Origin of the sequence: Stenotrophomonas sp. S49 (assembly GCF_016624905.1) — a bacterium.
Classification (GTDB): domain Bacteria; phylum Pseudomonadota; class Gammaproteobacteria; order Xanthomonadales; family Xanthomonadaceae; genus Stenotrophomonas.
Genome location: NZ_JACVUD010000089.1, coordinates 1 through 17660, shown reverse-complemented (window position 1 = coordinate 17660; position 17660 = coordinate 1). Strand labels below are relative to the sequence as shown.

At 67.7% G+C, this 17660-nt stretch carries 17 protein-coding genes; 7 read left to right on the top strand and 10 right to left on the bottom strand.

Annotation, left to right across the window (positions count from 1 at the left end; translation table 11 throughout):
• Positions 1–170 precede the first annotated feature (170 nt).
• The gene (locus tag IAE58_RS16420) at positions 171–350 is read right to left on the bottom strand and encodes a 30S ribosomal protein THX (protein WP_108749022.1); all 180 of its coding nucleotides are present in this window, start codon (positions 348–350) and stop codon (positions 171–173) included.
• Positions 351–460: 110 nt separating this feature from the next.
• Complete coding sequence (locus IAE58_RS16415; protein ID WP_108752556.1) at positions 461–874, bottom strand: MerC domain-containing protein; 414 nt, start codon at positions 872–874, stop codon at positions 461–463.
• 134 nt (positions 875–1008) lie between these two features.
• Between IAE58_RS16415 and IAE58_RS16410 the strand changes: the two genes are divergently transcribed.
• From IAE58_RS16410 to IAE58_RS16390, 5 genes are all read left to right on the top strand, one after another.
• On the top strand, positions 1009–3207 hold the full coding sequence (locus tag IAE58_RS16410; protein WP_199934249.1) for a TonB-dependent receptor: 2199 nt from the start codon (positions 1009–1011) through the stop codon (positions 3205–3207).
• Between the two features lie 232 nt (positions 3208–3439).
• Positions 3440–4006 (top strand): TetR/AcrR family transcriptional regulator, encoded by a 567-nt coding sequence (locus IAE58_RS16405; RefSeq protein ID WP_199934248.1) that lies wholly within the window; start codon positions 3440–3442, stop codon positions 4004–4006.
• Positions 4006–5676, top strand: a complete 1671-nt coding sequence (locus tag IAE58_RS16400; protein ID WP_199934247.1) for an MFS transporter — start codon at positions 4006–4008, stop codon at positions 5674–5676. The genes IAE58_RS16405 and IAE58_RS16400 overlap by 1 nt, the downstream gene beginning before the upstream one ends.
• An 11-nt stretch (positions 5677–5687) precedes the next feature.
• Positions 5688–6893 carry an HlyD family secretion protein gene (locus tag IAE58_RS16395; protein WP_199934246.1) on the top strand — a complete coding sequence of 402 codons (1206 nt, stop codon included), beginning with the start codon at positions 5688–5690 and terminating at the stop codon, positions 6891–6893.
• Between the two features lie 128 nt (positions 6894–7021).
• A complete protein-coding gene (locus tag IAE58_RS16390; protein ID WP_199934245.1) occupies positions 7022–7687 on the top strand; it encodes a hypothetical protein in 666 nt (221 codons plus the stop codon).
• 101 nt (positions 7688–7788) lie between these two features.
• Here IAE58_RS16390 and IAE58_RS16385 read toward each other — a convergent pair whose 3' ends face one another.
• From IAE58_RS16385 to creB, 8 genes are all read right to left on the bottom strand, one after another.
• Positions 7789–8280, bottom strand: a complete 492-nt coding sequence (locus tag IAE58_RS16385; protein WP_108749015.1) for a Fur family transcriptional regulator — start codon at positions 8278–8280, stop codon at positions 7789–7791.
• A gap of 34 nt (positions 8281–8314) precedes the next feature.
• Complete coding sequence (gene gltX, locus IAE58_RS16380) at positions 8315–9718, bottom strand: glutamate--tRNA ligase (RefSeq protein WP_199934244.1); 1404 nt, start codon at positions 9716–9718, stop codon at positions 8315–8317.
• 93 nt (positions 9719–9811) lie between these two features.
• On the bottom strand, positions 9812–11404 hold the full coding sequence (locus IAE58_RS16375) for a M20/M25/M40 family metallo-hydrolase (protein WP_199934243.1): 1593 nt from the start codon (positions 11402–11404) through the stop codon (positions 9812–9814).
• Between the two features lie 79 nt (positions 11405–11483).
• Positions 11484–11963, bottom strand: a complete 480-nt coding sequence (locus IAE58_RS16370; RefSeq protein ID WP_199934242.1) for a hypothetical protein — start codon at positions 11961–11963, stop codon at positions 11484–11486.
• Between the two features lie 39 nt (positions 11964–12002).
• Entirely contained in the window at positions 12003–12413 is a 411-nt protein-coding gene (locus IAE58_RS16365; RefSeq protein ID WP_199934241.1) for a hypothetical protein, read from the bottom strand.
• Between the two features lie 10 nt (positions 12414–12423).
• A complete protein-coding gene (gene creD, locus IAE58_RS16360; protein WP_199934240.1) occupies positions 12424–13743 on the bottom strand; it encodes a cell envelope integrity protein CreD in 1320 nt (439 codons plus the stop codon).
• An 81-nt stretch (positions 13744–13824) separates the two neighbouring features.
• Positions 13825–15285 (bottom strand): two-component system sensor histidine kinase CreC, encoded by a 1461-nt coding sequence (gene creC / locus IAE58_RS16355; protein WP_164274544.1) that lies wholly within the window; start codon positions 15283–15285, stop codon positions 13825–13827.
• Between the two features lie 2 nt (positions 15286–15287).
• Positions 15288–16022, bottom strand: coding sequence for a two-component system response regulator CreB (gene creB / locus IAE58_RS16350; protein WP_108752544.1), 735 nt, complete (start codon positions 16020–16022; stop codon positions 15288–15290).
• 35 nt (positions 16023–16057) lie between these two features.
• On the opposite strand from creB, the gene rlmJ reads away from it, so the two are divergent.
• Both rlmJ and IAE58_RS16340 read left to right on the top strand, forming a co-directional pair.
• On the top strand, positions 16058–16915 hold the full coding sequence (gene rlmJ / locus IAE58_RS16345; protein WP_199934239.1) for a 23S rRNA (adenine(2030)-N(6))-methyltransferase RlmJ: 858 nt from the start codon (positions 16058–16060) through the stop codon (positions 16913–16915).
• Between the two features lie 106 nt (positions 16916–17021).
• The gene (locus IAE58_RS16340; protein ID WP_019659177.1) at positions 17022–17567 is read left to right on the top strand and encodes a GNAT family N-acetyltransferase; all 546 of its coding nucleotides are present in this window, start codon (positions 17022–17024) and stop codon (positions 17565–17567) included.
• Positions 17568–17660: the final 93 nt, after the last annotated feature.

The following is a 17660-nucleotide window of genomic DNA, read 5'->3' as shown; positions in this document are numbered from 1 at the left end:
GCCCCGCCCCAACCCCCCCCCCCCCCCCCCCCCGCCGGGCCGGCCCCGCCGCTACCGTGCCCACCCCGGGTAGCTCCGGGCCATGCCCGGCGAGCGCAGCGGCAGCAACATCGGGCAAAAAAAAACGCGGCGCCAGGCGCCGCGTTTTTTTCAAGCAACCGCCGGCCGGATCAGGCCTTGGCAGCTGCCTTCTTCGCCACAGCCTTCTTGGCCGGAGCCTTGGCCACGGTCTTCTTGGCAACCGGGGCGGCGGCGCCTACAGCGACCTTGCTCGCGGTGTGCGAACGGGCGTTGCCGTAGCTGGCGTTGTAGCGCTTGCCCTTGGCGGTCTTGCGGTCACCCTTACCCATGTCTTCAACTCCTCAAGTGTGAAATCTGGTTACCCCGTACTGACACGGGTTCGGCGGGGCCGCCTTGCTGGGCGCCCCCGCGCACGATCAGAAAGCCTATCACGACGCGCCTAGTGCGCGCAGCTGGCGTCGTGGACATGGCCGTGGTTCAGGCGCAGGTTCACCAGGTGCGCCACGCCCACCAGCAGGCCGCCGAGGGTCATCACCACTGCATGCGGCACCGCATTGTGGTGCAGCGGGTCGTACAGCACGCCCGCCCACAGTGCCACCAGGCCGGGAATCAGGAAGCCCAGCGCGCGCAGGGCGCCGTGGCGGCGGTAGCCCATGACCAGGCTGAACAGCCCCAGCAGCGTCACGAACACCACCAGCGCCATCTCCACCCCGTCGCTCAGCCAGAACGACAAGCCCAGCGAAGGCGCGATCGCAAGCAGCACCGGAATGACCGCGCAGTGCACGGCGCACAGCATCGAACCGGTGGCACCGAAGCGATCGAGCAGGCGGCGGAACGAGGAGGACAGGGACATGACTTCCAGCAGGGTCGGCGAATCGTTATGGAATAATATAACATTCACTCCTGCCCCGCACGGTTTCCCTCCCCCTGTCCTCCGACGGGATACGTGCGCCACCCTATTGATACAAAGTAACAAAGGACTCGCCGATGTCTGCTCATTTCCCGCGGTTGAAGCCGCATTCCCTGGCCCTGGCCCTCGCCGCCCTGCTGCCGTCGGCTGCGTTCGCCGCCGGCGACGATGCTGGCCAACGTGACCGCCACCTGACCGAGCTCTCTTCGGTGCAGGTCACTGCCTCGCCGCTGCAGGGCGATGCCGAGTCGCTGGCGCGCCCGGTGGACGTGCTGACCGGCGAACGGCTGGACGAACAGAAGGCCGGCACCCTGGGCGACACCGTGGCCAAGCTGCCCGGCGTGCAGAGCACGTTCTTCGGCCCCGGCGTCGGCCGCCCGATCATCCGCGGCCAGGAAGGCCCGCGCGTGGCCGTGCTGTCCAACGGCATGGGCAACATGGATGCCTCCACCGTCAGCGCCGACCATGCCACCAGCATCGAACCGTTCCTGGCCGACCAGATCGAAGTGCTGAAGGGCCCGGCCACCCTGCTGTTCGGCAGCGGCGCGATCGGCGGCGCGGTGAACGTGGTTGATGGCCGCATTGCCCGCGATCTGCCGGACCGCCCGCTCAGCGGTCGCGCCGAACTGCGCGGCAACTCGGTCAATGACGAACGCAGTGGCATGTTCCGCCTGGACGGCGTGAGCGGCAACGTGGTGCTGCATGTCGACGGCCTGGTGCGCAACGGCGATGACTACCGCATTCCCGGCTATGCGGTGATCGACAGCCTGGAAGACCATCACGACGACCACGACCACGCTGGCGAAGAAGGCGAAGAGCCGCGCCGCGGTCGTCTGGACAACAGTTCCATCCGTACCCGCGCCGGCGGCGTGGGTGCGACCTGGCTGGGCGAAGGCGGCTACTTCGGCGTATCTGCCAGCACCTACCGCACCAACTACGGCATTCCCAACGGCGCCCACGTGCATGCCGAGGGCGATGACCACGACCATGATCACGACCACGACCATGGCGAAGAGGAAGAAGGTGACGAGCACGACGTGCGCATCGACATGGTGCAGAACCGCTTTGAAACCAAGGCGGGCATCTACAACCCGGTGTCGTTCCTGAAGAACGTCAACGCGCGCGTGGCCTACACCGATTACGAACACGTGGAGCTGGAAGCCGGCACGCCGTCCACCCGTTTCACCAACCGTGGCATTGAAACCCGCCTGGAAGCGGTGCAGCAGCAGATCGGCGGCTGGGACGGTGCCTTCGGCCTGCAGTTCGGCAACAGCGATTTCGGCGCACGCGGCGAAGAAGCCTTCGTGCCCGACACCAACACCAAGAACGTCGGCCTGTTCGTGCTGCAGGAAAAGCAGTTCGGCTCGTTCAAGCTGGAACTGGGGGGCCGCCATGACCATGTGAAGCTTGACCCGACCGGTGACTACCGCCGCCGCTCGTTCGATGCCACCAACCTGTCCGCGGCCGGCATCTGGAAGCTCAACGATGCGGTGGACCTGCGCATCGGCGTGGACAGTTCCGAGCGTGCGCCGACCAATGAAGAGCTGTATGCGGCTGGCGCGCACATCGCCACCCGTTCGCTGGAAATCGGCGATGCCAACCTGAAGACCGAGCGCGGCCAGCGCGTGGAGCTGGGCATCCACACCCACAGCGAGCGCCTGGACTTCTCTGCCGCGATCTACCAGACCCGGTTCAAGGACTTCATCTACCTGGCCGACACCGGCGTGACCGAAAGCCTGCCGGTGCGCGCCTGGACCCAGCAGGACGCGGTGTTCAAGGGCGCCGAGGCCGAAGCACTGGTGCACCTGTTCGAAGGCGGCGCCGGCGATTGGGACCTGCGCGTGTTCGGTGATTACGTGCAGGCCAAGCTGGACGGCAGCGGCAGCCGCAACCTGGCGCTGGCGGTGCCCCACGGCGACCACAACCACAACTACACCGTGGAATTGGCCAACACCGGTTACCTGCCGCGCATCGCCCCGGCACGCGTGGGCGCGGACCTGCGCTGGGCCAAGGACGGGTGGCGCGCGTCGGTGGGCGCGGTGCGCTACAGCCGGCAGAAGGACGTGGCGCAGAACGAGGAACCGAGCGACGGCTACACCCTGGTCGATGCGCACTTCGCCTACCGCTGGGACCGCAACGACAGCAACAGCTACGAGCTGTTCCTGGACGGCAGCAACCTGACCAACCGCGAAGTGCGCCCGCACACCTCGCTGCTGCGGGATTACTCGCCGCTGCCGGGCCGTGGTGTCGCGTTCGGCATCCGCGCGTACTTCTGACCGGCCATCCACGCTTGGCGTGGATCTACTGACCGCGGGGTCGGATCCCTTTCCGCAGGAAAGGGCTCTGACCCCGCTCCAACGCGGCAAGCATTCAAGGGGCCTTCGGGCCCCTTTTCCATGGCGCGCGATCCTTCACGCCATCCTCACAAAGATGTGCGTAGAGCAACAAACGGACAATCCCGTCACTGAACGCCCCTCCAACCGGACAATAGTGTCCGAAAATGAAGCCATGACCGCACAACGCGCTGATGTTGCCGCCCGCCGGGCCCTGATCCTGGATGCCGCCGACCATGTGTTCGGCCAACACGGCGTAACCGCGCCGCTGGACCTGGTGGTCGAACGCGCCCAGGTGGGCCGCGCCACCCTGTACCGCAACTTCCCCGATCGCACCGCCCTGATCCAGGCCCTGCTGCAGCGCACGGTGGACCGCATCCGCCGCCAGGTGGAACAACTGGGCGACCGCGATGACGCCCTGTTCGAAGTGTTCGAAGGCATGGCCCAGCGCATCATCGATTCGCCGGCGCTGGCCGACTACTGGCGCGCGGTGGATTCGGACGTGGCGGCCATGCGCATCGCCCGCGAGACCGTGCGCGACCTTCTGGAAGCGCCGATCGCGCGTGCCAAGGCCGCCGGCCTGTGCCGCCCGGATCTGGAGAAGACGGATATTTCACTGATCTCGGGCATGCTGGGCGCAGCCCTGCGCGGCAAGACCCGCGAAGAACGCGCGCAGTTGGCCGGGCGCGCCCTGCAGCTGCTGCGCGGGGGCCTTCAGGGAGCAGCCAGCGGAGACCGCTGATGGTGCAGCCGTATCTCAAACCGATTCCGGATTGGGAGGAACACGAGAAGCCGACCATGCCGGGCTCGGCCTCGATGCCCTGGCACCCGCCGCAGCGGCGGGCGGCCTACGCGCTGGTGTCGCTGCTGGTGGCGATCACCGGTGGTCTGGGCAATGCGCTGGTGACCGCCAACCTGCCGTTCCTGCAGGGCCAGCTGGCGCTTACGCCTACCCAAGGCAGTTGGCTGGTGGCCGCCTACGCCATGGTGAACGTGACCGCCAACCTGCTGGCCTTCAAGTTCCGCCAGCAGTACGGCATCCGCCTGTTCGCCGAAATCGGCCTGGGCCTGTATGCGGCGCTGGCGGTGCTGCATCTGTTCGTGGGCAGCTTTGAGACCACCCTGCTCACCCGCGCCGCCAGTGGTTTCGCCGGCGCCGCCTGTTCCACCCTGGGCACGCTGTACATGCTGCAGGCCCTGCCCCGCCGCTTCACCGGCAACCTGCTGGTGGTCGGCGTGGGTCTGTCACAGCTGGCGGTACCGATCGCCTGGATCGTTTCGCCCACCCTGGTCGATACCGGCCAGTGGCACCAGCTGTATTCCTTCGAAGCCGGCCTGGCGCTGTGCGCTTTCGCCGCGGTGGTGCTGCTGAAGCTGCCGCCGGGCGTGCAGATCAAGGCGTTCGAGCCGCTGGACTTCCTCACTTTCGCCCTGCTGGCGCCGGCCGTGGCACTGCTGGTGGTGGTACTGGCGCAGGGCTATACGCGCTGGTGGCTGGACACCGCGTGGCTGGGCTGGGCGCTGGTGGCGTCGATCGCGCTGAGCACCACCGCACTGGTGATCGAACACTACCGGCGCAACCCGCTGCTGCAGATCCGCTGGCTGTCCACCCTGCCGGTGCTGCACTTCATCGTCGGCGCGTTCCTGATCCGCTTCCTCACCACCGAACAGTCCTACGGTGTGGTGAGCCTGATGCGCACGCTGGGCATGGGCCCGGACCAGATGCGGCCGCTGTTCGGCGTGATCCTGGCCGGGGTGATCACCGGCATCGCCGGGGCCTCGCTCACCTTCGGGCCGAAGCGGCTGATCGCCCAGCTGCTGATGGCCATCCTGCTGCTGGGCACGGCCGCGGTGTTGGACCAGCACCGCACCAGCCTGGACCGCCCGCATGATTTCTACGTCAGCCAGTTCCTCGCTTCGGTGGGCGCGGGCATGTTCATGGGCCCGCTGATCATGCTCGGCATCTCCGCTGCGCTGAAGCAGGGTGTGGACCACATGATCACCTTCCTGGTCACCCTGTCGATCACCCAGACCCTGGGCGGCCTGGCCGGTTCGGCCGTGCTGGGCACCTTCCAGCTGCACCGCGAACAACTGTATTCCAGCGCGTTGACCAGCCAGCTCGATCCTGCCGATCCGGTGGTGGCGCAGCGCCTGCGCATCCAGCAGCAGGTGTATGCGGCGCAGATCACCGACCCGGTGCTTCGCAGCGCGCAGGGCAGCGCACAGCTGGCACAGACCACGCGGCGCGAAGCCAACGTGCGCGGCTTCAACGATGTGTTCACCCTCAGTGGCTGGCTGGCCATCGGCTTCCTGGCCTGGCTGCTGCTGTTGTCGCTGCGCACAGCCGTGCTGAAGCAATGGCGCAAGCGCCACCCCGTTGCCACCGCTGCGGCTGCCGCAGCGCCGCCCTGAGTACCTTTGCCATGTCTCCCGTTCCGCCCCGCCCCGACGACGCTGACAGCGCCGACAACGTGACCCCGCCGCCGCCCACCGATGCCGCTTCGGCACCGGCAGCACCTGCCGCGCCCGCCGCACCGAAATACCTGCGGCCCAGCGCGCGCAGCGTGGTGGTGATGATCGTGGTGGCGCTGCTGGGCATCGCCTTGATCCTGCGCGCCTGGCACCTGTGGCCGTTCACCAGCAGCGTGATGGTGACCGACAACGCCTATGTGCGCGGGCAGATCACGGTGCTGGCGCCGCAGGTGAACGGCTATGTGACCGAGGTGCTGGCGAAGGACTTCCAGCACGTGAAACAGGGCGAGCCGCTGCTGCGCATCGACGATCGCATCTACGCGCAGAAAGTGGCGCAGGCCGAGGCGACGCTGGACAGTGCGCGTGCCGCGCTGGCCAATTCGGACCAGTCGCAGGCGCAGAACCGTGCGCAGATCGGCTCGGCGCGCGCCACCCTGGCCGCCGGGCAATCGGAGCTGCAGCGCTCGCGCAATGAGCTGAAGCGCTACGAGGAACTGGCCGCGCAGCAACTGGTGTCGATCAATGACCGCGACAAGTTCCGCACCACCCAGGCCTCGGCGCAGGCCAGCGTGCAGCAGTCGCAGGCACAGATCCGCATTGCCGAGGAAACCCTGGTATCCACCCAGGTGGCACGCAAGGGCCTTGAAGCGCAGGTGGAAAGCGCGCAGGCGCAGCTGGAACTGGCGCGCATCGACCTGGCCAACACAGTCATCCATGCCCCGCGCGATGGCCAGATCAGCGAGGCCAGCGTGCGCGTGGGCCAGTACGTGGCGGCCGGTTCGCAGCTGCTGTTCCTGGTGCCCGACGCGCTGTGGGTGGTGGCCAACTACAAGGAAGGCCAGACCTGGCAGATGCGCATCGGCCAGCCGGTCACGTTTACCGTGGATGCCTTCCAGGGCCAGGTGCTGCACGGCCATGTGGAACAGATCGCGCCGGCCACCGGTTCGGAATTCAGCGTGCTGCGGCCGGACAATGCCAGCGGCAACTTCACCAAGGTGGTGCAGCGGCTGCCGATCCGGATTTCGATTGATCCGGGGCAGGAGCTGGCGGCGCGGCTGCGGCCGGGGATGTCGGTGATCGCGCGGGTGGATACGGCGGCGGAGCCTGCGCCTGCGGCGACACCGGCACCGGGATACGGAACGGGAACGGACCGGTAGAGTCCACCGTCAGTCGACTGCTCTTCAAGCCGAGAAAACGCCGCGCTTCGCGCGATAGTCGACCAACGGTCGACTCTACCCCGCCCTCAGCCGGCGCAGCGCGCGGCGGCATTGAACGATCACTCATCATGAAATTCAACGCACTGGCCAAAAAAGCGGCCAAGGGCCCTGCGCCGCTGGAACATGGCGGCAACGTGGAAGTGGAGGATCTGATCCGCTTCGTACTGGAACACGGTGCAGAAGGCGCGGCCGAGATCGAGCGTCTGTGTGCACTGTACCGCTGGCGCGAGGAGTTCCAGTACAACGCCGATGGCACGCACTTCGCGCCGATGGCGCCGTGGGCGCAGGCGTGTGCGGCGTTCGGCCACGGTGGCGTGGCGGGGCTGCAGCCACTGCTGGACAGCCCGCATCTGGCGACCTATGCAATCGGGGTGCTGCAGGATGTGCGCAGCGAGGCGTCCGTGGCGGCGCTGTTGGCTTTCTGCGAACAGGCGGATTTCAGCCAGGACGATCCGCTGTCGGCGCCGTCGCGGGCGCTGGCTGCGCTGAATTCGCTGCTGTCGTTCGACAAGGGCGTCGTGGTGCCGATGGCCACGCAGCAGGCGCTGTTGCGCTTGGTTCAACGCGCGTGGAAACAGGCGCCGACGGAACAGGGCCGCAGCCTGGCGCTGTATGCCGCGCGCGGTGCGCCGGTGGCGGAAGCGATGGCGTGGCTGCAGTCGCTGGCGCTGGAGGAGGAAGCGATGGTTGCTGCGCGCAAGGTGGCGTTGAAGCGGCTGCGGCAGCGTCTGTGAGAGGGGGTCAGAGCCCTTGCCTGGGGCAAAGGGATCCGACCCCGGTCGTCATGCGCTTCGCGCGATAGTCGACCAACGGTCGACTCTACCCCCCGTGGCTGTCAGCCGGCGCAGCGCGCGCAGAGGCCGTGCACTTCCAGTGTCTGCGCCTGCGGCTGGAAGCCCAGCTCCTTGGCGCGCTTTTCCAGCTGGGTGACGATTTCGCGGTCTTCCAGTTCCACCGCGCTGTGGCAGCTGTTGCAGATCAGGAAGGGCACCGAGTGCGCCGCGCTGCTGGGATGGTGGCAGGCCACGAAGGCATTCACCGATTCCAGCTTGTGCACGAAGCCATTGGCCATCAGGAAATCCAGCGCGCGGTACACGGTGGGCGGGGCGTCGGCGCCCACGCCCTTGCCGCTGCGCACCCATTCCAGCAGCTCGTAGGCCTTCACCGGCTTGCCGGCCTCGGCAATCAGCTTCAGCACGTTGGCGCGGATCGGGGTCAGGCGCAGCCCGCGCTCGCGCGAGACACGCTCGACCACCGCCACGAAATCCGATGCGTCGTGGACGTGGTGGTGCGGGGCGGTACAGGCAGAAGCAGGTTTGGCGGGCATGCGCGTTCTCCGGTTCGGGGCTGGGCCGCAAGGCTCAGGCCGTTGCTACCTTGGTAATGGCCACATCGATGCGTTTCAAGGCCTGCTCGCGGCCGGCCAGGTACACGGTATGGGAAATGTCAGGGCTGACCTGGGTGCCGGTGATGGCCACGCGCAGCGGCTGGGCGACCTTGCCCATGCCGATTTCCAGCGCGGCGGCGGCATCGTGCAGGGCCACGCCCACGGCCTCGGCGGTCCATTCCGGCAGCGCGGCCAGCAGCTCGCGGGCCTTGCCCAGCGGCAGTTCGGCGCCGGCCTTGAAGTGCTTGGCCACGGCCGCCTCGTCGTACTCGGTCAGCGGCTGGTACCAGACCACGGCCTTCTCGGCCATTTCCTTCAGGGTCTGCACGCGCTCGCGCAGGGCAATCACCACGTCCACCGGGGCCGGGCCGGCAGCCACGTCCAGGCCCAGCTTTTCCAGCTGGTAGACCAGGTGCGGCACGATACTGGTCGGTTCTTCGGTCTTCAGGAAGTGCTGGTTGACCCAGCCCAGCTTGGCCATGTCCAGGCGCGAGGCCTTGGAATTGCAGTTGGTCACGTCGAACAGGTCGATCAGCTCCTGGCGGCTGAACAATTCCTGGTCGCCATGCGACCAGCCCAGGCGGGCCAGGTAGCTCAGCAGGGCGTCGGGCAGGTAGCCGGCGTCCTTGTACTGCATCACGTCGGCCGCACCGGTGCGCTTGGACAGCTTGGCGCCCTGCTCGTCCAGGATCATCGGCATGTGGCCGAACTTCGGCACCGGCGCGCCGATGCCTTCGTACAGGTTGATCTGGCGCGGGGTGTTGTTGATGTGGTCGTCGCCGCGGATGACCTCGCTGATGCCCATGTCCCAATCGTCCACCACCACCGCGAAGTTGTAGGTGGGGTAGCCGTCCGGGCGGAAGATGACCATGTCATCCAGCTCGCTGTTGGCGATCTCGATGCGGCCCTTGATCAGGTCGTCGAACACCACCGTGCCATCCAGCGGGTTCTTGAAGCGGATGACGCGGTTCGGGTCGTCCTTGCGCGGCAGGCCCAGGTCACGCGCGGCGCCGTTGTAGCGCGGCTTTTCCTGCTTGGCCATGGCGGCCTCGCGCATGGCGTCCAGCTCTTCGCGGGTTTCGTAGGCGTAGTACGCCTTGCCGTCGGCCACCAGCTGTTCGGCCACTTCCAGGTAACGGGCCACGCGGTCGGTCTGGTAGATCGGGCCGACGTCGTAGTCCAGGCCCAGCCAGTCCATCGCCTCCAGGATCGCGTCGATCGCGCCCTGGGTGCTGCGTTCACGGTCGGTGTCTTCGATGCGCAGCACGAACTCGCCGCCACGGTGGCGGGCCTCCAGCCAGCAGTACAGCGCGGTGCGGGCACCGCCGATGTGCAGGTAACCGGTGGGGCTGGGGGCGAAGCGGGTGCGGCAGATCATGGGGCGCTCGGGGAACGGGAATCCGCCGATTTTACCACCAGCCCCGCAGGGGCAAGGAGAGGCGGACGCGTCCGGCCCCTCCTGCCCGCTTTCTCAGGGCTGCGGTTCAGCCTTGCGCGGGAACGAGGCCTCGCGCATCGCCGCGTTGTAGGCGAACGAGGCCACGATGGCCGCCGCCTGCTTCAGATCGTCCGGTTCGGCATGGTCCCAGGTGTCCAGGTGGCTGTGGTGGACATTGGTGAAGTAGTCCAGCCGGTCCTGGATGAACTGGAAGCCCGGCAGGCCGATGCGGTCGAAGCTGATGTGGTCGGTGCTGCCGGTGTTGCGGGTGGCCACGGTGGTGGCGCCCACATCGTGGAACGGCGCCAGCCAGGCCTCGAAGATCGGCATGGCCGCCAGGTTTTCCTGGGCGTAGATGCCACGGAAGCGGCCCGAACCGTTGTCCATGTTGAAGTACACCTGGAACTTGCTGTAATCGCGGGTCTTCTGCAGCGCGCCGGTGGGCTCGCGCAGCGAGGCCGGCAATGCCTTCTGGGCTGCGTCGGTGGGTTCGGGGAAGCGGCCGAAGTGCTTGGCCACGTAGGCCTGCGAACCGATCAGGCCCTGTTCCTCGCCGCTCCACAGCGCCACCCGGATGGTGCGCTTGGGCTTGGCGCCGGTAGCCTTGAGGATGCGCATGGCCTCCATCATCACCGCCACGCCGGCGGCATTGTCGGCCGCACCGGTGCCGCTGTGCCACGAATCCAGATGCGCGCCGATCATCACCACTTCATCGGCCTTGCTGCTGCCACGGATCTCGGCCAGCGTGTTGTAGCCGGGCTGGTCGGCTTCGTCGGTGAAGCGTGCGGCCACCTCCACGCGCAGGCGCACGCTCTGCTTGGCCGCCAGCGCGCGTACCAGCGGATTGAAGTGCTCGGCGATCATCGCCAGCTCGGGAATGCCCACCGATTCGCCGGCCTTGCGCGAGCCGCCACCGGCCACGCGGATGATGCCGTTGTCCCAGCTGCTGATGCTGATCGAGGCCAGCGCGCCCTCTTCCACGAAGAACGCATTGACCTTGGCCGCCAGTTCCTGGCGTTCCTTGTATTCCTTCACCCGCTTGGCCCGCTCGGCGGCGGCGTCCTTGGGCAGGGTGAATTCCTGCAGGCCTTCCAGCGATGTGGCGTCGTGGCGGTGCGAATCGGCCTCGGTACCGCGCTTGTACTCGCGCGCTTCGCCCAGCAGCAGGATCTTCCCGCGCAGCTTGCCGCGGTACTTCTCGATGTCCTCCGGCTTCTTGATCTCCACCTGCAGCAGTTCGCCTTCCACCGGCCCGTTCGTGCCCGGCGTCCACGCCTTGGGCAGGGCATGCAGCGGCTGCACGCGGTCGCCCAGCATTTCCACGCTGGCCGAGGTGAACTCCCAGCCGCGGCCGAAGTCATCGAAGGCTTCGTCGTGCACGTTGTCCAGCTTCCATTCGCTGAACTTGCCGCGGGTCCAGGCATTGGCGCGGCCCATCGCCGGCGAATTGGTCAAGCGCGGTCCGATGCGCTCGGTGAGATAACTGAAGGTATCCATCACCTGCGAACGGTGGAACGCCTCCTGGCGGATACGGCTGACCATGTCCAGGTCGACCGGTTCGCGCTGCTGCGCCCCTGCGTTGCCGCCCATCACCAGCGCTGCGGCCAGCACACCCCATTTCAACACGCCGTACCCCTGCCCTTCGGCTCGATCATCAAGCGTTCGAGTCTAGCCAGTGGCGGCAGGTGCCCCCCCGTCCCATCGGTCATGGGCCCGTCGCTTCCGGTACCGGAACATCGATCTGGGTTTCGCGGAAATCGCCGAACTCCAGCAGCAGTGTCCCCTCGACGAACACCAGTTCGTGGCGGAAGCTGCCGGCGCCGATCGCCACCAGCTCCTCCAGCAGCAGATCGCCGAATCCCTCCGAGGGCCCGCCGTGCTTGTCCACCCGCAGCCGCGACACCTGCCCGTAGCGCAGTTCGATGCGCCCGCCCCATGCGCCCTGCAGCACCATCAGGACCTGATTGCGGCGACCGCCCTCGTCTTCTGCCTCGCTGAGCGCCAGCTGTTCAAGCCGCGCGTCATGCAGGCAGCGGGGATCGTTGAAGTCGTAGCGCCACGGTGCCGCCACGAACGCTTTCACCGGCGCCGGAAGCCGCGCTTCGATCAACGCTACGTAGGCATCCCAGCCCGTCGTATCGATGTCATAGCCGTCGCGGGTCTCGCTCAGACTTACGATGTCCATGGCATTGCTTCTCCTGATGACAGCGCATTGTGCCTGCCGCTAGCCACGCCAGCCCAGCCACAGCTGCGCGCGCTCCGGCAGCAGCAACAGCCAGTGGCGCTGGTCCACGCTGCTGCAGCCGTATACCGCAGCATGCGCCGGCCAATCCGGCGGCAGGCCGTCGATGCCGATCTCCGACAGCGCCGCCGCGCCGGCCTTCCATGGCCGGTAGCGCGGCACCCGCCCGGCCAGCGCGCCGCGTCCCTGTCGCGCGCCGACCAGCCAGTCCAGCCCCTTGCGCTGCAATCCTTCGCAGGTCACCGCGGCCAGCTGGAAGCGGACCAGGCCGGGGGCGATCCGTGCCCCCGGCAGGGCCGCAAGCACCCCATGTGCCTGCAGCAGTGCATCCACTTCCAGCAGCGCGGGAATGCCCTGCTGTGCCCGTTGCCGCAATCCCTGGCGCCAGCCCATGGTGTGCTCCTTACTTCAGCTCGCTGCCCAGCGCGTACCAGTCCACGCGGCGGGTCACCCACATCGCCACGGCCAGGATCGCGAACAGCAGCAGCGAGCCCATCAGCAGCGCATTGTTTTCCGAAACCAGCAGCCCGTACAGCGCGCCGTACAGCAGCGTCAGCATCGCCGCAAAGCCCAGCCCGCGCTTCCAGTGCCCCAGCACGTTGGCCAGGTACACCGCCTGCAGCCCGATGCAGGCCACGGCCGAGACCAGGTAGGCCTGCCAGAATGCGATGTGCTCGGAAAGGCTGATCAGCAGCAGGAAGAAGATCGCCAGCGCCAGACCCACCATCAGGTACTGCAGCGGGTGGATGCGCAGCGCCTTGATCAGCTCGAACAGAATGAAACCGACGAAGGTGAGCACGATGAACAGCACGCCATACTTGGACGCGCGATCGGCCTGGGTGTAGCTGTCCACCGGGTCCACCAGCGAAACCGCCACGGCCTGTGCGTCCAGATCGCCGCCCTTGCGCAACTGGTGCTGCGCATCGGACGCCAGCGACGATACCGCCCAGCGTGCATCGAAGCCCTGGCCATCGACGCGGCGCTCGTTGGGCAGGAAGGCACCGGTGAACGAGGGGTGCGGCCAGCTTGAGCGCAAGGCGATCTGGTTGTCGTCGCCCAGCGGCACCACCGACAGCGCACGGCTGCCGTCCAGGCGCAGTTCCAGTTCCACGCTGCTGGCGGCCAGGGTGCCGCCACTGGCATCGGCAAAACCGGCCACCGGCGCATGCAGGCCACGGCCCAGCACATCGGCCGCACCCACACCCGGCTGCAGGCGCACCTGCTGGCCATCCACGCGCAGGTTCGGCGTGCCCACCAGACCGCGCGCGTCGGACACGCCCAGCGCCACGTACGGCTGGCCGTAGCTGCGGCCGGCCTTCACCGGGTAATCGTCGGCGGCGAAGCTGGCCTTGACCTGGCCATTCCAGCTGTACACCGGCACCTTGAACAGCCCCACCGAGCGCTGGCTGGGCAGCAGTTCGCCGTTCACTTCCAGCGTGGTCGGCACCTGCAGCCACTGCCCTTCGGTGGTCTGCATCTCGGTCTTCTTCACGCCCTGCGCGTCCACCACTTCCACCTGCTGGCGCTCCACCCACGGCACTACCCGCACCGGGCCGATCAGCCGCTGGGTGCCGGCGCGGCTTTCGGCCACGCGCGAATAGGCTTCATCGCGGTATGCGCTGCGCTCGTTGATGACGCCGCGGATCATCATCAGGGGAATCAGCAGCAGCAGGATCAGGCCGCCCACAATGGCGAACCGCAGCAGCATCTTCAGGGATTTCATGGTCCATCCTCGTTGGAGAGGCCTGCAGGATGGACGCCGCCGGTGAGCAGGGTTTGTGGCGAATTTGAAGCGAGTGTGAAGTCAGCGCCGGGGGCGCGTGGCGGGGCTGCCTGCAGGCAACCACAGTTCGGCCAGGGTGCCGCCACCGTCGCGTGCCGCCAGGGCAGCGCGGCCGTCGTGCAGACGGGCCACTTCCTGCACGAAGGGCAGGCCCAATCCGGAACTGCGGCGACCACTGCCGGGCCGGGCCAGCGAGTAGAAGCGCTCGAACACGCGTTCGCGCGCGTAATCAGGAATACCGGCGCCACGGTCGGCCACCTGCAGGCGCACGCCCTGGCCCTCGGTCTGTGCCGACAATTCCACCACCGAACCGGGCGGCGAGAACGCCACCGCGTTGTCGATCAGATTGTGCAGGGCCTGGCGCACCAGGTAGCCGTCGCCGTGTACGCGCAGGCCTGCCGCGGCGTGGGCCACGACCTGTACGCCTGACGCCTGCGCGGCCACCTGTGCGGCGCCGGCGGCCTCATCCAGCAAGGCAGCCACCTCGATCGGCGCACGGGTCTGCAGCCAGCCGTGCTGTTCCACTTCGGCCAGCGCCAGCAGCTTGTCGATGGTTTCAGTCAACCGCTGCTGCTGGTCGACGATGCTGCGCGCGAAATGCGCGCGATCCGCATCGGGCATGGGTTCCTGCAGCAGCTCGGCCGCGCCACGGATCGCCGCCAGCGGGCTCTTCATTTCATGCGTGAGCGACTGCACGTACTGTTCAACATAGGCCTTGCCTTCCAGCTTGCGGCGCATGGTTTCCAGCGCCTGGCCCAGTTCGCCGATCTCATCGCGGCGGCGCCGTGGCGGCGGCACCGGCTCGCCATTGGTGACCGCGCGTGCGTAGCGGCTGAGCTGGCCCAGGCCACGGGTCAGCCACACGGTCACCAGGATGCCGACCAGCGCCGACAGGCCGATCAGCCACGCACCGCGCTCGATGATGGCGCGCTGGCTGGCGGCGATGAACGGATCAATGCTGCGGTTGGGCTGGGCCAGGCTGAGCACGCCGATCAGGGTCTGGCCATCGGCCGGGTCGTACACCGGCGCGGCCACGTGCATCACCGTGTTGCCTTCCTCGCCCGGAATCTCCGGGCTGGACCGCGCGCCGTACTCACCGCGCAGGGTGCGGTAGACATCGTTCCAGCGCGAATTGTCGCGCCCCACGTCGCGCCCCAGCGAATCGTAGATCACGATGCCGCGGGCATCGGTGATGGTGACCCGGTAATCCAGCGCGCGCTTGGGAAAGCGCCAGACCATGGCCTTCAGGTCGCGCTGCCGCGCCTTGGCCAGGTTGCGGGTGAAGCTGCCGCTGCCGATGGTGCCGGCCTTGACGTCGGCAGCGGCCATTTCGGCCAGCACATTGGCCGCATCCACCAGGGTCGATTCCATCGCCTGGCGCACGCCGGGCTTCACTTCGTTCACGAACACGCGCATCACGAAGAACGCGGCGATGCCCACGATCAGGAAGAAGCCCAGGAACAGTTTCAGCATCAGCCGCATGGCTACACCTGCAGGGCGTAACCCACGCCACGGTGGGTGCGGATCGGGTCGTCACTGGCACCGGCCGCGCGCAGCTTGGCGCGCAGGGTCTTCACGTGGGTGTCGACGGTGCGGTCGGCGCTGTCGGCGCTGCTGTCCCAGCCACGGTCCATCAGCTGGGCGCGGCTGAGGATGGCGCCGGGGCGCTGCAGCAAGGCGTCCAGCAGGGCGTATTCGTAGCGGGTCAGCTCCAGCGGCTGGCCCTGGAAACGGATGCGCCGGCCCTCGCGATCGATCGCGAAGGCACCGGTTTCGCGCCAGCCGCCGTCCTCAGCCGGGCCCGGGGTGGCGATGACGGGCGCTGGCACCCGGCGCAGGCGTGCCCGTACCCGCGCCACCAGCTCGCGCGGCGAGAACGGCTTGGTCATGTAATCGTCCGCGCCCAGTTCCAGGCCCAGCACCCGGTCCAGCTCGTCGTTGCGGGCGGTCAGGAAGATCACCGGCAGCTGCGCCACCGCGCCGGGCAGCGCACGCAGGCGCCGGCAGACCTCGAAGCCGCCCAGGTCGGGCAGGCCCACGTCCAGCACCAGCAGGTCGATGCCCCCGTCCTGCAGGCGCTGCAGCGCTTCCCCGCCCAACAGGCAGTGGCTGGCCGCATAGCCTTCGCTGCGCAGGGCGTAGAGCACGGTTTCGGCAATGGCGGCTTCGTCTTCGACCACCAGCACATGGGCAACGGGCGCTGTCATGGCGCGCAGCATAGCCGCTGCGGCCGCCGCCCCGTACACTGCCGCCCATGAACTATCGCCACGCCTTCCATGCCGGCAACCATGCCGATGTCCTCAAGCACATCGTGCAGTTGGCCCTGATCGACAGCTTCAAGCGCAAGGACAGCCCGTTCTTCGTGCTGGACACCCACGGCGGCGCCGGCCGCTACCTGCTGGCCAGCGAAGAAAGCCGCAAGACCCTGGAAGCCGAATCCGGGGTCATGCGCCTGATGGCCCAGCCCAAGCTGCCCGAAGTGGTGGAGCGCTACCTGAAGGCGGTGCAGGCCGACAACCCGGTGGGGGCGATGATCACCTACCCCGGCTCGCCGCTGCTGACCGCCCAGGCCATGCGCGCGCAGGACCGCATGGCGGTGTGCGAACTGCAGGAGGACGAGGCCGCTTCGCTGAAGGCCCTGTTCGTCCATGACAACCGGGTGGGCGTGCACCCCGGCGATGGCTACGGCCAGCTGCGTGCCCTGCTGCCGCCCAAGGTCAACGGCAGCAAGATCGGCCGCGGCCTGGTGCTGATCGACCCGCCCTACGAGGCGCAGGATGCCGAGTACCAGGCGATCCTGGCCGCGCTGGCCGAAACGCTGGCACGCTGGCCGCAGGCCACCTGCGCGGTCTGGTTCCCGATCAAGCAGCGCCGCACCATCCTGCATTTCCTGCGCAAGGCCACCGCCCTGCCGGTGAAGTCGGCCCTGACCATCGAATTCCTGGTGCGCCCGGACGATTCCCCGCTGCGCCTCAACGGCAGCGGCATGCTGGTGCTCAACGCCCCCTGGCAGTTCGACCGGGTGGTCGGCCCGGCCCTGCCGGCGCTGCGCCAGCACCTGGGCGAACCGGGTGCCACGACCCGCCTGGACTGGCTGAAGACCGCCGAATAAGCGACGATCTGCCATCTTCACGAGGCTGTACGTGCGTGAGCCTTTTGTTCACGGAACACAGCCTCGGTGATGCCACAATCGATGGACCACCAAGGAACCACCCGGTATGGCCACTCGCAACCGCATGCCGCCCTGGCATGAGATCTTCAAGGCTCCCAGCGGCCACGAGCTGCTGATCCGCCCCATCCGCCCGGAAGACGGCGCGCCGCTGCAGGCCGCCTTCAGCCTGTTCGGGCCGGAAGAAATCCGCGACCGTTTCCTGCAGGCGGTCACCGAGCTTTCGCCGGAAACCACCCAGCGTCTGACCCACCCCAACCCCAAGACCGAGATCACCCTGGTCGCGGCAGAATCGCTGCCGGCCGGCGAAGCCGTGGTGGGCGCGGTGGCGCGCGCCTCGATCATTCCCGGTACCCGTGAAGCCGAGTACGCGATCCTGATCAGCCGCTTCCTGATCGGCCAGGGCCTGGGCCGGCAGCTGATGCGCAAGCTGGTGAAGTGGGGCCGCGGCAAGTACCTGGACCGCCTGTACGGCGATGTGGCCGCCGAGAACGAGCCGATGAAGCAGCTGGCCGCCTCGCTGGGCTTCAAGCCGGTACCGCACCCCAACGGCGCCGAAGGCCTGGTGCGCATGGTGCTGGAACTGGACAATTGAGGTGACGCCGGGCCATGCCCGGCGTGCCGCGTTGCGACAGACATTGCGGTAGCGCCGGGCCATGCCCGGCGTGCCGACCCAACCGCGACGTTC

Bases quoted from the DNA above. Each gene is read 5' to 3' on its own strand.
- IAE58_RS16420 (WP_108749022.1), bottom strand. From the start codon at position 350: ATGGGTAAGGGTGACCGCAAGACCGCCAAGGGCAAGCGCTACAACGCC.
- IAE58_RS16415 (WP_108752556.1), bottom strand. From the start codon at position 874: ATGTCCCTGTCCTCCTCGTTCCGCCGCCTGCTCGATCGCTTCGGTGCC.
- IAE58_RS16410 (WP_199934249.1), top strand. From the start codon at position 1,009: ATGTCTGCTCATTTCCCGCGGTTGAAGCCGCATTCCCTGGCCCTGGCC.
- IAE58_RS16405 (WP_199934248.1), top strand. From the start codon at position 3,440: ATGACCGCACAACGCGCTGATGTTGCCGCCCGCCGGGCCCTGATCCTG.
- IAE58_RS16400 (WP_199934247.1), top strand. From the start codon at position 4,006: ATGGTGCAGCCGTATCTCAAACCGATTCCGGATTGGGAGGAACACGAG.
- IAE58_RS16395 (WP_199934246.1), top strand. From the start codon at position 5,688: ATGTCTCCCGTTCCGCCCCGCCCCGACGACGCTGACAGCGCCGACAAC.
- IAE58_RS16390 (WP_199934245.1), top strand. From the start codon at position 7,022: ATGAAATTCAACGCACTGGCCAAAAAAGCGGCCAAGGGCCCTGCGCCG.
- IAE58_RS16385 (WP_108749015.1), bottom strand. From the start codon at position 8,280: ATGCCCGCCAAACCTGCTTCTGCCTGTACCGCCCCGCACCACCACGTC.
- gltX (WP_199934244.1), bottom strand. From the start codon at position 9,718: ATGATCTGCCGCACCCGCTTCGCCCCCAGCCCCACCGGTTACCTGCAC.
- IAE58_RS16370 (WP_199934242.1), bottom strand. From the start codon at position 11,963: ATGGACATCGTAAGTCTGAGCGAGACCCGCGACGGCTATGACATCGAT.
- IAE58_RS16365 (WP_199934241.1), bottom strand. From the start codon at position 12,413: ATGGGCTGGCGCCAGGGATTGCGGCAACGGGCACAGCAGGGCATTCCC.
- creD (WP_199934240.1), bottom strand. From the start codon at position 13,743: ATGAAATCCCTGAAGATGCTGCTGCGGTTCGCCATTGTGGGCGGCCTG.
- creC (WP_164274544.1), bottom strand. From the start codon at position 15,285: ATGCGGCTGATGCTGAAACTGTTCCTGGGCTTCTTCCTGATCGTGGGC.
- creB (WP_108752544.1), bottom strand. From the start codon at position 16,022: ATGCTGCGCGCCATGACAGCGCCCGTTGCCCATGTGCTGGTGGTCGAA.
- rlmJ (WP_199934239.1), top strand. From the start codon at position 16,058: ATGAACTATCGCCACGCCTTCCATGCCGGCAACCATGCCGATGTCCTC.
- IAE58_RS16340 (WP_019659177.1), top strand. From the start codon at position 17,022: ATGGCCACTCGCAACCGCATGCCGCCCTGGCATGAGATCTTCAAGGCT.